This window comes from Salibacter sp. (assembly GCF_031581065.1).
Classification (GTDB): Bacteria; Bacteroidota; Bacteroidia; order Flavobacteriales_G; family Salibacteraceae; genus Salibacter.
Map to the genome: position 1 here is coordinate 1 of NZ_JAVLBN010000009.1, position 14,113 is coordinate 14,113.

The 14,113-nt window shown below is 40.8% G+C and carries 15 protein-coding genes; 7 read left to right on the forward strand and 8 right to left on the reverse strand.

The genetic code is table 11. The features are described from left to right. Positions 1-343: N-6 DNA methylase (locus tag RI557_RS03750; protein WP_310682211.1), on the forward strand; the 343-nt coding region annotated here is incomplete at its 5' end. Between the two features lie 8 nt (positions 344-351). Here RI557_RS03750 and RI557_RS03755 read toward each other — a convergent pair. The 3 genes from RI557_RS03755 to RI557_RS03765 all read right to left on the reverse strand — a co-directional run bounded on the left by RI557_RS03755 (position 352) and on the right by RI557_RS03765 (position 4,626). Further along, positions 352-1,260, reverse strand: a complete 909-nt coding sequence (locus RI557_RS03755; RefSeq protein ID WP_310682213.1) for a DUF2279 domain-containing protein — start codon at positions 1,258-1,260, stop codon at positions 352-354. Between the two features lie 27 nt (positions 1,261-1,287). Then, a complete protein-coding gene (locus RI557_RS03760) occupies positions 1,288-3,702 on the reverse strand; it encodes a TonB-dependent receptor (RefSeq protein WP_310682216.1) in 2,415 nt (804 codons plus the stop codon). Between the two features lie 105 nt (positions 3,703-3,807). Beyond that, positions 3,808-4,626 carry an AraC family transcriptional regulator gene (locus RI557_RS03765; protein ID WP_310682218.1) on the reverse strand — a complete coding sequence of 273 codons (819 nt, stop codon included), beginning with the start codon at positions 4,624-4,626 and terminating at the stop codon, positions 3,808-3,810. Positions 4,627-4,733: 107 nt separating this feature from the next. On the opposite strand from RI557_RS03765, the gene RI557_RS03770 reads away from it, so the two are divergent. Further along, the gene (locus tag RI557_RS03770; RefSeq protein ID WP_310682220.1) at positions 4,734-5,342 is read left to right on the forward strand and encodes a hypothetical protein; all 609 of its coding nucleotides are present in this window, start codon (positions 4,734-4,736) and stop codon (positions 5,340-5,342) included. A 79-nt stretch (positions 5,343-5,421) separates the two neighbouring features. On the opposite strand, the gene RI557_RS03775 is transcribed toward RI557_RS03770, so the two are convergent. Continuing rightward, positions 5,422-5,949, reverse strand: a complete 528-nt coding sequence (locus RI557_RS03775) for a DUF4399 domain-containing protein (protein ID WP_310668307.1) — start codon at positions 5,947-5,949, stop codon at positions 5,422-5,424. A 197-nt stretch (positions 5,950-6,146) separates the two neighbouring features. Between RI557_RS03775 and RI557_RS03780 the strand changes: the two genes are divergently transcribed. From RI557_RS03780 to RI557_RS03795, 4 genes are read left to right on the forward strand one after another with little or no spacing between them, the layout of a single operon-like run. Beyond that, entirely contained in the window at positions 6,147-6,593 is a 447-nt protein-coding gene (locus tag RI557_RS03780) for a DoxX family protein (protein WP_310668306.1), read from the forward strand. A gap of 52 nt (positions 6,594-6,645) precedes the next feature. Further along, positions 6,646-8,124 carry a cardiolipin synthase gene (cls, locus tag RI557_RS03785; protein ID WP_310682222.1) on the forward strand — a complete coding sequence of 493 codons (1,479 nt, stop codon included), beginning with the start codon at positions 6,646-6,648 and terminating at the stop codon, positions 8,122-8,124. Positions 8,125-8,154: 30 nt separating this feature from the next. Then, positions 8,155-8,976, forward strand: a complete 822-nt coding sequence (locus RI557_RS03790; protein ID WP_310668304.1) for a hypothetical protein — start codon at positions 8,155-8,157, stop codon at positions 8,974-8,976. Next, positions 8,966-10,024: a CaiB/BaiF CoA-transferase family protein gene (locus RI557_RS03795; RefSeq protein ID WP_310682224.1), complete on the forward strand. Its 1,059-nt coding sequence runs from the start codon at positions 8,966-8,968 to the stop codon at positions 10,022-10,024. The genes RI557_RS03790 and RI557_RS03795 overlap by 11 nt, the downstream gene beginning before the upstream one ends. On the opposite strand, the gene RI557_RS03800 is transcribed toward RI557_RS03795, so the two are convergent. After that, complete coding sequence (locus RI557_RS03800) at positions 10,008-10,562, reverse strand: hypothetical protein (protein ID WP_310668302.1); 555 nt, start codon at positions 10,560-10,562, stop codon at positions 10,008-10,010. The genes RI557_RS03795 and RI557_RS03800 overlap by 17 nt on opposite strands. A gap of 125 nt (positions 10,563-10,687) precedes the next feature. Between RI557_RS03800 and RI557_RS03805 the strand changes: the two genes are divergently transcribed. Further along, a complete protein-coding gene (locus RI557_RS03805; protein ID WP_310682226.1) occupies positions 10,688-11,443 on the forward strand; it encodes a hypothetical protein in 756 nt (251 codons plus the stop codon). Positions 11,444-11,609: 166 nt separating this feature from the next. Here RI557_RS03805 and RI557_RS03810 read toward each other — a convergent pair whose 3' ends face one another. From RI557_RS03810 to RI557_RS03820, 3 genes are all read right to left on the reverse strand, one after another. Then, positions 11,610-13,097, reverse strand: coding sequence for a DUF4301 family protein (locus RI557_RS03810; protein ID WP_310682228.1), 1,488 nt, complete (start codon positions 13,095-13,097; stop codon positions 11,610-11,612). Between the two features lie 88 nt (positions 13,098-13,185). Further along, positions 13,186-13,566 carry a hypothetical protein gene (locus RI557_RS03815; protein WP_310668299.1) on the reverse strand — a complete coding sequence of 127 codons (381 nt, stop codon included), beginning with the start codon at positions 13,564-13,566 and terminating at the stop codon, positions 13,186-13,188. Then, positions 13,563-14,075 (reverse strand): ArsR family transcriptional regulator, encoded by a 513-nt coding sequence (locus RI557_RS03820; protein WP_310668298.1) that lies wholly within the window; start codon positions 14,073-14,075, stop codon positions 13,563-13,565. Before RI557_RS03820 ends, RI557_RS03815 begins: the two co-directional genes overlap by 4 nt. Between the last annotated feature and the right edge of the window lie 38 nt (positions 14,076-14,113).

The window sequence follows — 14,113 nt, forward strand, 5'->3', positions numbered from 1 at the left end:
AAAATGTAAAAAGGAAGAAGATGTACTCTTCATCAATGCGAGCGAACACTTTGAAAAAGGTAAGCGACAGAATAGCCTCAGCGATAATAATATTGAGTCTATTGTTGAAACATACAAGTACAGAAAGGAAACGGATCGCTACTCCCGTAAAGTATCAATGGATGAAATTGAAAAGAACAATTTCAACCTGAATATTTCACGATATGTAAGTACTGCTAAACCTGAAGAAAAAATTGACTTAAACGAAGTTAACGATCGTCTCAAATCAGTTAATGAACGCATTCAAGCCCATACGGATGAACACAATGAGTTCCTGAAAGAGCTGGGGTTGAAAACAATCTAAACTTTTAACTAATAATAAAACCCATCAACCACAAACCTGCCGTCCTGGAGGCGGAGGGCCGGACCGGGGATTTTGATGAGGTTGACGATCTTGAGGACGCCTTTGAGTAAATGGTTTTGAACGGGAATGCGGTCTAAGTCAACATCAAAGCTGAGGTAAAATTGGCGTTGTCGAGAGAAATTGGGTAATTGGTCACCATCGTGCATCTCGGGGTTTTCAGATCCTCCAAGCATTCCGGTTCCGCTGTAGCCTACTGCTATGTTCAACCACTGCGGAATCCAATCTGTTTTGGCGAATGAATTGATGTTGAAGCTCGCCCAGTAGCTCTGTCCGTTGTAATCTTTTGTGAGTCTGGAACGCCAGTCGCTGCCCAATGCATCGGGGCGATACTGGGCGTAAGTTGTGGGATGGTATGAGATTTTAATCCTGATGCGCTGATCCTGCCACGCGTATTCCTGTGCGATAAAAAGTGCTGTTCCGGCTGTGTTGGCAGCCATATCTCCCCACGAAAAGCCCCACTTTGCCGAGTAAGCATCAAAAAACTCAATACTGGAAACAGACACAAATGCCGCTGCCGATCCGTACCAAAGGGATTTCTTGTACTTTACTCCACTCCACCGCAAAGCTTCAAAAGCAATGGAGCTCAATCGGTATGTGCTGTAGAGATGACCGGCTTTGTCCATCTGGAGCCACTGATCATTGTCGTTAAAGAAATGAAAACTGGACTGGTCGTAGTTTTTGTACCACAAATTGTGCAGGCTGTACATGGTAACTCCGTAGGCGGCTCCCATGGTTCCGACCGATAGCTTTAAACGGTCTTTGCGCAGCGTATCAGGGTAAAATCCCTCTACATCGAGCTGGCAAAATCCCGTTGAACAAACGAGAAAAAATAGAAGTAAAACGATCCCTCTTTTCACGGTGCGAATGTAGGATTTAAGCGTAAATTAAATATCAAAAATGACACCGAGGGTTGGAAGTACTGTACCAGCTTCATTATCAATTCTGTAAAGCTCATATCGAGAAGGGTCATTAGGATCAGTAATGGGCTCACCATTTGCATTTTGCTCTACATTGAGGTTGTCCTGCTGCTCGGCTTTGAAGTTGTAAGCATTTTGAATGTCAAAATACAGATTGAGCGACCACTTTTTGAAATACCAGGTCTTGTCAACACGCAAATCTAATTGCTGGAAATTGCTCAGCCTGCGTTCGTTCAGGCGCGAATAATCGGGTAGTCCCGCTGCTCTCACGTTCCAGTTCTCTTTCAGAGCCGAGGCCTGTACGTTGTAAGGTGTGTAAGGCAATCCGCCAACGAAGCGCCACTTGAGCCCTAACTGCCAGTTGTTTTTGAATTTCTTTCCTGCTGTGAGGGTTAAAATGTGTTTGGCATCCCACGATGAGGGAACGTAGTCACCATTTACATCCTCAAATTCACTGCGCACAAAAGTATAGCTCAAGATTCCAAAGAGTCCTTTTTTGGCTTTGCGCTGAATGAGAAATTCGGCTCCGTAAGCCCTGCCTTTGTTCGTACTGGCAATTGGTCCGTTCCCGATGACACCAAAATCAGCTCCCAAATTGGCCAGGCTGATGCTGTCAGACAATGAAAATGGGTACTGACGATAAAATTTGTAAAATCCTTCAACCGTAATTTTGGTTTTGCTATCGGGATTGTACTGTACGCCTGCCACAACGTGATCTGATTGAATAAACTTCAATCTTTCCTTGTTGATCAATGTCCCGTCAGAGTTAGAAAAACCTAGAGCTGTGTAAGCCGGCAACTGGTGGTAGCGACCTGTGTTGAAATTGATACTCCAGCGATCTGTCAGCGAGTAGGATGCACTAAACCGTGGCGAGAATTGATTGAGCGGATTCTGCATTTCGCTGTTGTAATCGTTTCCATCCAATCGGAACCCGAAAGAGAGATCGAGGCGGGCGTTGAGAACGGGACGCGAGATCTGACCAAAAACAGCGTATTTATTCACGGTCAGATCCGATTCAAAGTTCCGTGTGATGGAGCCTTGCGGAGTCGCAATCCTATCAAAAGTGGAGTTTGTGTAGCGGGCATTTTCAAGATTCACGCCCATGTTCACTTTCCAACTATTCTTCCTAATCGTATTCTCGAACCGCATTTTGTTTTCTGCCTCAGTTGAGTTGTAATCGAGAATCTTTTTAGAAGGATCGCTTTCATCATTATCCTGGTACTTGTAAGCCGAGTTGTTCAACGCATTTCGCGAAACCACGATGGTTTGAAAACTGTTTTCTTCAAAGTGCTTGTAAACAGCCCCAATCGTGTAGTTGTACTGTTCATTGATCGGAATATTTCCCAATGTGTAATTGTTCTCCTCAATCGTTTCAGCATCATCAGGGTCATTTGGATCGAGTCCGTCATTCACCGATTCATTCAGCCTGAACTGATCGAAAGCTCCAAGCCCCACAAAAGTGATTTGGTTTTTCTCGTTGAACTTGTGCTTGATCTTGAACTGCCCGTCATTGAAAGTAGGTAAAAAGGGCAGCCTCAAAGCCTGGAAGAGAAACTGCAAATAAGATTGACGCGCAGAGATATTGTAAGTCGTCTTCTCGCCTATTGGTCCGTCAACTGCCAGCCCCACTTCAGATGCACCGATGTTTCCCCTCAAGTGTAGCGCCTCTTTGTTTCCTTCTTTCTGCTCGATTTCCAGTACTGAGCTGAGTGCTCCTCCCCTGTTACTGGGAAATGCACCGGTGTAGAGATTCACTTTTTTGAGCAAATTGGCATTGAGGATTCCCACCGGACCACCGCTCGAACCCTGGGTCTGAAAGTGATTGATAACAGGTGTTTCCACACCATCAATATAAAACTGATTTTCGTTTGGTGCACCACCACGAATAAGGATATCATTCCTGAAACTGGGCGTTGATGTAACACCGGGCAAGGATTGAATAACGCGTGAAACATCGCGATTGGCACCGGGGTTGCGCTCTATTTCCTCTACTCCAATCGTTTGTAATGAAACAGGGCTCTCAGCCGGTTTGTCAAATGCCGATGAAGTAATGGTTACTTCTTTGAGTTGCGTGCTGGTTTTATTGAGATTGATCTCAATGTAAGGCGATTGGTTTTGCGTCACGTAAACATCATTGGTCGTTTTTCGCTGATAACCGACAACAGAAACCTCCAGCTTTTGATACCCAAAAGGCACTTCTTCAATCGTGAATTTCCCATCGATATCAGTGCTGGCTCCAATTTGTGTTCCGGAAACCACAACGTTGGCAAATGGAACAGGCTCTTTACTCACAGCATCGAGAACAACCCCATTAATTGTACCTTTTTGGGCAAAGGAGAAAAGCGCTAAAAAACTGAATATCAATGATAGTTTGAATCTCATTTTCTCTGATTGATATGGTTCCCTGATTTCAACCTTTGAGGTTTGAAATTGTTTTCAACAAATATGAAAATAAAATAGTGGAAGAGTTAAATTTTGCACGATCAATCACGTGAATATTTGATGTACGTATCCAAAAAAATCATTTCGGTTGATAAAATCCAAAGGCTTCTCGTTCATCAGCTTTTCAAATGTTTTGACAAAGTGTGAGGTATCGTAAAACCCGCAAAGGTAAGCGAGCTCACTTAGTCGCTTTTCATCATTCTTTTCAATACTGGAATACACGTTGTTGATTTGAATGATATTCCGGTAAGCACCGGGAGAAATACCGCATATTTCCCTGAACTTTCTCCTCAGCTGCCTGGGAGATAGAAACACTTTCTCTGCAAGGTCATTCACTGATATTGAGTTTGCATTTTTAATGATCAGATCCACAGCCTTTTCAATTTGCTGGTCGTTTTCCTCTCTTTGAGTTTTACTTAAAAGTTGAACGAAGTACTCATCTAGTTTATCACAACTGTTTTTGAAGGATTTATAATCAATCAGACTCAAAAGTTCTTCACATACCTCCTCTCCCAACAAAGCATTACCATCTATAAATCCATTTAAAGTTTCAGACATCTCGACTGTGAAGAAATGATGAATACCGGTTGGCTTGAACTCGATTCCAAAGTGAATAAACTCCTTTTTAGGAAAGAGTGAAATATCCTGCCGGGTAATTTGACCACCGATGAAAAATTCAGGAAGAATTGATGAATTCGTAGAGCTTTTCACTTCACTGGGATCACCAAAAACCTTTGTTAAATACGAATAGCTTGTAGGTAGAATTTTCACCTCCGGCATTTCATCCCTTTCAGCAACCACGAGTAAGTAACGATTGATGTACTTACTCACTGCAATTGCTGGCTTTTGCTCCAATACCTTCATGTTAAATGTCCGTTTTATACAAGCTCTCAGTTAATCACTCCCTTTAGGTTTGCAACTACACAATTTCATGTCATTCAAGCTAATATCAAATCATAAACTTAAACAAAATGAAGAAAGTAAAATTCTTATCCATGTTGTTTATCGCTTTTCTTGTAATTGGATCAGTGAGTTGCGATAAAGACGATAATGACGATCCCACGCCAACATCTAATAACAACAACAATTCAAACAACAATAATAACAGTTCTGATACAACTGTTGTTTTAGATGATGTTACTGACGGAATGGGCAAAGCCTCAATCTTTGGTGATACCAGTTTTATAATGGAAGGGGCTGCAACGTGGGATGAAAACGGCTCTTTAAATTCAAATGGAAAATCCTATGACGTGTGGTTGCTCACAATGGAAGGAGAAAACCAAAGTGAGGAATTGACACTTCGCATTATGGAAGAGGTTGATAACTCAACAATGGCCGGTCCTGATGACGGAACTTATCAAATTGGATCAGGCATGACTGAAAATGAAATTTCAGTTCGTACTGAAGATAAGTCTTACGGCTCAGATTTATCCTCAACGGGATATTTTACAATTGAACAAAGCGATAATGGAAACACACTCAAAATCGTACTCAATGCCAATCAGCTCGAGTTGGGCGGAATTGGAAGTCAGGATGAACATATTGATGTCAACGGGGCTTTCAAGGCGACAAAAAATTAAACCGCTACACTACTTTCTCAAAACAAAAAAGGCCATGAATTTCATTTTCATGGCCTTTTTAATAGACTTAAAGTATGTTTTACTCAGCTACTTTAACCGTAATTGATTTGCTCATTTTCTTTCCGTAAGAACGGTGCAAACCATCAGCAAACTGAAGAGTTAACGTATGCTTACCCGGTTCTAAATCAAGCGTGTCATTAACCTGACCGCCACCGTAGTGGATGTGCGTATCATCAGCCGGAACAGTACCGCCCATCTCGATGAATTTTCCATCGATAACGATGTGGTGATGTCCGGTACCTTCAACCACTTTGCCTGCCGGTTTCACTTCCATTCCTTCAATACCAAACTCAACAGCTAACGGAGACTTCACTTCAGCTCCGTCTTCGAGGTTAGCAAAGAATACTTTAGCTTTTTCAGGTACAGCCGGTAATTCAGGAGCTTCAGCTTTCTCCTCTTTTTTCTCAGCCTTCTTGTCAGCTTTTTTGTCTGTTTGTTCCTTTTTGGTTTCCTCTTTCGAGTTCTCTTTTTGGTCAGATCCAGATGGAGAACCGCATGATGCTGCCATGAAGCCAAACGCTATAGCAGCGATGTACAATTTTTTCATAATTCTTGTCCTTTTATATTTGAATTAGCGGTGTAAAGTTATTGAACATATTTGATTTACAATACAGATCAACACAAGTATTCGACATAATAAAAATGCACTTCAATATCATTTTTAGCTACTAAAAGATGTTTATGTCATGGGAAAGACACATTTCATCACCTGTATATGTTTTGTTTGCTTAAAACTCAATTAGTATGAAAGAAAAAATTGACAACATCAAAAGTAGCATTTTTAAACTATCATTTATTCCTCCTTTCCTTATTCGGATTGTTTTAGCTTATGGTTTTTACGAACCGGCAATGAAAAAATGGAACGATATAGGAGCCATAGCCGAATGGTTTGGAAATGAAGATTGGGGACTGGGACTTCCCTTCCCTACAGTAAATGCTTATTTAGCAGCCACAACTGAAATTCTTGGGGTGTTTCTTCTATTGCTGGGACTTGGTTCCAGAATTATCAGCATTCCTTTAATTTTCACCATGTTGGTTGCTATTTTTACAGTACATTTTGAAAATGGATTTGCAGCAGGTGATAACGGATTTGAAATACCGCTCTATTACATTATCATGCTCATTGTCTTAATTATTAATGGTCCCGGAAAGCTGAGTTTAGATCACATTATTTACAAAAAGCTGAAATAAAGTAGAGACAATTGTTTGAGTGCTTTAAATTTGAGGCACTCAAACAATTGCTTTGTTCGAAAACCTTACCGACATATTTGATATTTCCTTTAAAGTGCTCACAGCTATCTATTACGTTGTGAGTATTTTCACGATATTCTTCATTCTGCTCGACAACAAAAATCCGTCTAAAACGGTGAGTTATATCGTGGCGATTATCGCGTTGCCGTTTGTGGGATTGATCATCTACTTCTTGTTTGGCCGCAATTTCAGAAAAGACAAAATCTTCTCGCGCAAAGAGTTTTTCGATGACAAAAAGATCAAAGAATGGCAACGCAAACACTCCAATGCCTTTTTTGAAAGCGAGTTAATCCAGGAAAAACTACTACCGCAAAGTCAAAAAATTGCCCGTCAACTATTCTTCAACAGCAGGGCAGTTTTGACCACCAACAACAAAGTCGATTTTCTCATCAATGGAGAACGCAAGTACGAGGCGCTCCTGGAAGACATCAAAAATGCTAAAAACCACATCCACCTCGAATACTACATCATTGAAGATGGAGAACATACGGGTGAGCTGTTTTCGGCTCTGACCGATAAAGTCAAAGAAGGTATTGAAGTGAGAATGCTGTTTGATTCGGTTGGTAGTTCAAGCCTCAAAAGCAGTACGGTAAGAATGTTGAAAAAACAGGGTGTTAAAGTGGAATCTTTCATGCCCGTGTTTTTTCCGCAATTTACGAGTAAAATCAATTACAGAAACCACCGGAAGATTGTGGTAATTGATGGAAAAACCGGCTATGTTGGCGGAATCAATCTCAGCGATCGCTACCTGAACGAGCCTGGCGAAAAGGCAAAAACCTATTGGCGTGATTCACACCTGCGAATTGAAGGTGAAGCCGTAGTACAATTGCAGATTCAGTTCATCTTAAACTGGAACTTCGCCTCAAACGAACAACTCACTCACACTGATGATTACTTCCCGAAGCAACCACAGCTCGAAACGCCAAAGCTGGTTCAAATTGCAGCCAGCGGTCCCGATAGCGATTGGGAGTCAATCATGTTGGCATTGTTCACCGCAATCGCCAGCAGTTCAAAATACGTGTATATCCAATCTCCCTATTTTATTCCAAACTCGAGTATGGTCAATGCACTTATTGCTGCAGCCCAGGGCGGTGTTGATGTTCGGTTGATGATTCCGAGCAGCAGTGATACAAAAGTCACTCAGCTTGCAGGGTTCTCTTACCTGCGCCCACTTCTCGAAGCCGATGTCAAAATTTATCTCTACACAAAAGGGTTTCTTCACGCCAAAACTGTTGTGGCTGATGATCAATTTACTTCTGTGGGAACAGCCAATATGGATATTAGGAGTTTTTACACCAATTTTGAAATCAACGCTTTTATCTACGATATTAACACTGCCCAAAAGGCTCGTGAAATCTTTGAGGATGATCTAAAGCACTGTGAAATAATGAATCCTGAAAGATGGAAAAACAGAAAGCTGATGTATAAAATTTTGGAATCTTTCGCGCGATTATTCTCTCCTTTGCTTTAAATTCGAAGTCTAACCTTTAAATCTAACAACATGGAAACTCTATCAGGCTCAAACGATCCACTACAAAACGGCTACCAATTCAAATTCAATCAATACCTCAATCGTGGGTGGGAGTTGTTTAAAAGTCAGGCTTTGTTGCACATAGGAACACTAGTAGTATTCCTAATCATTTCAGTAATTGCCGGATTTATCCTTGGACTAATCCCTGGTATTGGAAGTATATTAGCTAATATATTAAATGCCATTTTATTTGCCGGTTACTTTATTGCGGCTGATAAAATAGCACAAGGAAAGGAGCCTGAATTTAAGGACTTTTTTGGTGGTTTCAACTTCTTTGGTCCAATGGCACTGTACCAAATAGTTTACATGCTCATCATGTTCCTGGCCCTATTACTTCCTATTATTTATTTGTTGTGGGTAGTTATTCCATTTGAAGAAATCATTCAACTCGCACAATATGAAGATGAATTGAAAGCATTTTTAACAGACTATTTTAAAGGTGGTGAATTTGCAGAAAATCTTACCAGCATTATCATTCCTGTAATACTAATCTTGATAATATCCATTTACGTAGGTCTCATTTACACCATTACAGCTCCGTTAATTGTATTGAAAAAATACAGTTTTTGGCAAGCTATGGAAACGAGCCGTAAAGTAGTTAACAAAAAGTTTTTCAGCTTTTTCTTATTTCTAATTTTACTTGGATTGATCAACTTTGCCGGTGTTATACTCCTGGGAATTGGACTATTAGTTACTGTGCCATTCAGTATTTTAGCAATTTACGCCATTTATGAAGATTTATATGGAGGCGAATCAAATCCGGCAGACGAACTAGATGTGCATGTTCAATAACCTTACTGTCATAGAATTAGCAAGTGTGCTCGCAGGACCATCTGTGGGCACTTTTTTTGCCGAGTTGGGAGCTCGTGTCATCAAAGTGGAAAACGCGACTACAGGTGGCGACATGACGCGTCACTGGTTTTCACGGTCAGAGCCGAACTCCGGAACATCAGCTTACTTCTCGAGCGTCAACTACCAAAAAGAATACCTGCAACGCGACCTCAACCAGGAAGAACACCAGGATGAAGTTCACGAGCTGATTAAAGATGCTGATATCGTCCTCTCAAACTTCAAGGAGAGCACGGCTAAAAAATTCAGAGTGGATTTTGAGTCGCTGAAGAAAGTCAATCCGAATGTTATTTTAGGTGCCATTACAGGCTTCCCCCACACCTCTCGCCCGGCTTTTGATGTTGTACTGCAAGCTGAAACAGGCTTTTTGAGTATGACCGGATCTGATCGTGAGCACCTTGCAAAAATGCCGGTCGCAATGGTTGATGTGTTAGCCGCTCATCAACTCAAAGAAGGATTACTGATTGCATTATTGAAACGACAATCAGAACCGAAAGCTTATCAGGTAAATGTCACACTCTACGAGGCTGCTCTGGCTTCGCTCATCAACCAGGGAAGCAATTATTTGATGACGGGCGTTTCACCGGAACCGATTGGCACTAAACATCCTAACATCGCTCCTTACGGGGATATTTTCACAACATCAGATGAACGAAAAATCGTGCTCGCTGTGGGTACTCAAAATCAATTTGCTCAGCTCTGTGACTATTTGAAATTGACAGAACTGACAACAGATGAACGTTTCAGTGAAAATGCTGCGCGTGTCAAAAACAGAAAAGCGCTCATCGATATATTGACAAATGCGATTAGTCAAATTGACAGGGAAATATTGATGAAAGAGCTTTTAGCTCGCGGTATCCCGGCCGGAGCTGTAAAAACACTCGAAGAGGTTTTTGCCGATGAGCAGGCTCAAAAGCTGGTTATGACCGAAAAGATTGACGGGACAGAAACCAAGCGCGTAAAAGGAAATATTTTTAGTGTATCGTCTTGAGCTGGCGGTTGAGAAATACTGTCAATTGGCGAGCATCTTTTTCTTCGAGATGCATTCCAAAACTCACTTTCCCGCCAAGGTAATCGAACTCAATTTGCTCGTTACCTACTGTCCAAAATGTTTTGTTATAAGCGGCTGCAAATGATTTTTTAGACGGCTCAAACAACCTGAATCCTTTGATATTTTTGCGCAGGTAGTTCTTGATTTTTCCGCGCTTGAAGAGTGAACGCTTATACAACAGTTTCTCTTTATTGATTTTGATAAGCTCATAACCGAACTTTTTGAAGAGGTAACCGTGAAGGGCTTTGTACTCAAAATAGCCCCAAAACGAAAGATAAACAATGAAAAAGATGTAGGCATCGCGCTCGAGTCCGGCATTGAAAAGGTAGAATGTTACATAAATTCCCAGGCTCGTCCACAGTACTAACCAGCCTAGTAAAGCCATTTCCTGCCACCCTTCGAGCGGATTGATAATTTTGATCAGCACTTCATCATCCTGCTTGCTGATTGATATGTTGTCTCCTATTTCTTTTTTCATGGCACGCTACAAAAGAACAAATTTTTGGTATTGTTCTTGTTTAAACAATGACACATTTTAAGAGTTCAATAATTTTATAAACTTTGAGGCACTAAAAACGAAAGGAAAATATGAAACGAAGAGTGATGAAATTATCGATTTTGACCATTGGATTGGCTCTATTTACAGGAACTGCTTTTGCACAGGTTGCTGGGGGAAGTATGACGAAATTATTCGACCTATATGTAATGGGTGATTACGAAAAATGCTACGACAAAGCGATCAAGGCCACCGATGATGACGATACAAAATACGAATCTGAACCGTACCTGTACGCTGCTCTATCGCTGAAAAAGATTCAGGAAGACCCTGAGTTGAGACAGTATTACGAAGACGCTACAAAAGATGCGATCAAACTCGCTGCCAAGTTTACAAAGCGTGACATCCGCAAAGGAGAAAAAGACGAGGAAACGCTTTTTGAAGAAAATAAAGAAACAGTTTGGATGTTTCAACGCATGGCGATCAATGAGGCAAAGAGTTTTTACGTTCAACAAGACTGGAGAAAAGCTTCTTATTACTTGAAGTACGGTTTGAGAATAGATCCTAGCGATCCGGCTGTTGAGCTTTTTAAAGCTGTTGCAGATTACAAGTCTCGTAACCGCTACAACGGTGACAAACACTCTGAGAGTGCCATCAAGAAATTCAAAGAGCTCGCTCAAGAAGGTGGTTATGAACCAACAGAATACAATGTAACTGCTTTTGAAGATGGTTTCATCGAATATGTTGAATACCTCAAAGAAGAAGACGAGCTGGAAAAAGCGAGAGAAGCTGCTTCACTCGCTCGCAAGTTAGCTCCTGATAACTCAAAATTTGAGCGATTAGAGTCAAACCTCAATGGTTAATTCTAAATAAACAGAGTACTTAAGGAGGTGTATCAAAACCGAAAAATGTAAGATTTTTCGGTATTAAAAAAGCTACTTATGAAATTGGATTAGTTGAAAAGACTGGATTAATATCTTACAATCACCGATTTTTTATCTCATAGGCGCTTTTTGATACACCCCTTTTTTATGCCTGATGTGCCGGTTTAATCAGATCCAAAACCGTTTTCACCGGGCTAAATGTTTCGAGTGGTACCTGAACGAATACAGTATTCCAGTAAGCCATGCTCCCATTCCACAACCCAGGATGTTCTAATGCTAAAATAGACTGACCGTTGTAACTTTTTTCTGATACGAATGACCAGTCGCGCTCGATGAAATCATTCAAATCAAACGATTCACCTTTGTAATTCTTGAGAGAACACACGATATCAACCGGATTGAAATGTGTTGATTGATCTACCGCCTTTTCCTGATCAGGATCTGTGAAGTCGATTTGTGCTTTTTCAACAATTTGAAGCGAAACTTTTCCATTTTGCTTCACCCAAAAAGGTCCGCCACCCGGTTCGCCTTCATTTTTCACCATTCCGCAAACCCGTAATGGACGATTGAGCAATTTGTGCAATTCATTTTCATCAATATTATCTGAAACATCGAGGTTCAGTTGCTCCCTGGCAAAATCGATAATCTCGCTTTTCAAGTTGACATCAACGCCTTCATCCAGCGAGCGCAAATAAGCATGAGATGCTTTTCTTAGCTCCATCAACTTTCCGCCCAATATTTTCTTGTGTTCTGAAGCTCTTTTTTGAATGCTTTCAACCTGAACATTATCGATGTTCTTGATGAATATAATATCATCGTTCAAATCCTGGAGATTGGGCAATAATGCACCGTGTCCACCGGGTCTGAACAAGAGCTTTCCCCTGTTCGTTTTCACAGGTCTAAACTCTTTATCCACCGCAATTGTATCGGTATTTCTATGTTGAAATGACCACGAAATACGGTAGCGAACACCATATCGCTTTTCGTATTTGTCAATAACAGCGTTGAGATAGGTTCTGAAACGCGTTTCGTGTGCTTCAGAGATCGTGAAATGAATATGGCAGGATCCGTCATCATTTACTGCGTATGAAGCCGCCTCAGCTAATTGCTCATCAACTGCTTTTCTAATTTCATCAGCGTAGAGGTGAAAATCGATCAACGCTTTTGGTGTTGCTCCGTAGCCAATTCCCTGATTATCGAGCAAAACCTCCACAATAGTTTTTAAATTTTCACGGTCAGATCCTTTGAGCTCAATACCGTGTAGCTGGAGGTAATCCTCAACTGGCTTGCTGAAAGCGAATTTTTCAAAATTTTCAGCAAATTTTTCTATTTCAGGAGTAACTTCTTCGTTTTCCAGGTAATTGAACAACAATTTAAACATGCGGCTCGCAGCTCCTGATGCAGGAACAAACTTGCCAACTTTTAGCGTTTCAAGTGCTTCCTCATAAAGAGACTTGTAATAGTTAGCTGATTCATCACCTATCATAAGGATACCATCAGCAATTACAGCCGGACGCTGTATATCTAGTTTTTGCGTACCTTTTTGAAAATAAACGAGTTGCTGTTCAACCTCATCGATATTCATATCATATTTATTCAGCTCTTTAATGAACTGTTCAGTTATTTCAATCATGAGCGATTAAATGAAATAGGGTTAATCAAAAGAAAAAATGGTCGTTTGTTGCTGCCAAAATAATAAAATAATGACAACCTGTGAAGCCTTACTCAAACTCTAAGTTAGGAAGAAAGCCAGACTTTCTGCTCTGCTTGCGTTCGCGCCTGTAAGCGATCGACAGTTTGTAAATTGCTAATCCCCACGAGCCACTGTAAAAAACGACTTTAAAAAGTGTGGAATTATTCATGCTGTAAAAGAGCGATAAACCTACAATCGCGAACAAAACAACTCCAATGATATAGTAGTTGATGAGAATATTCATCGGGTAATAATATTCGTGTTTACGAATGTGATAATACGCTCCTCCCAATTGAACAACTCCCAACACAGACATCGTCAACCAAAAATAATCTATACTGGAATAGATGAGAATGAACAATGAAACCAACATCACTAACGCCTCTATCAATGTTTGCCTGTACTTCATGATTTCCTCCTGTTAAATAATTTCCTGATACCGTTTAGGAACCAGTTTTGCTCGCTTTTGCTCAATGTTTCAAGCAAACTATCAGCTAGCTCTGTGTACTGCAATAACTCGCCTGTTACCTTTTTGAATTCTTTTTGCTCCTCGTTTTCTTTTTCTACATGTTGTGATTCCTGTAATAAAGTAATTACAGGATCTATTTCGCGTTTTCTCCTCTCAGCAGTGACAATTGAAATCACTTTCCAAATCTCTTTTTCAGCAACGAAGAACTCTTTCCGTTCTCCTTCTTTGTGGATTTTTGAAACCAACCCCCAATCGAGCAAATTGCGGACATTCATATTGACATTTCCACGCGAAATGTGGAGCTCATCCATGATATCGTCAGTGCATAACGGTTCAGGAGCGATGAGCAGTAATGCGTGAATTTGAGCCATCGCTTTGTTGATTCCCCATTTTGACCCAAATGTTCCCCACGTTTGTAGGAACTCTTTCTTCTTACCTTCAAAATCCATGCATCAAAGATACAATATTTTTCGAAGTTTCAAAAGTT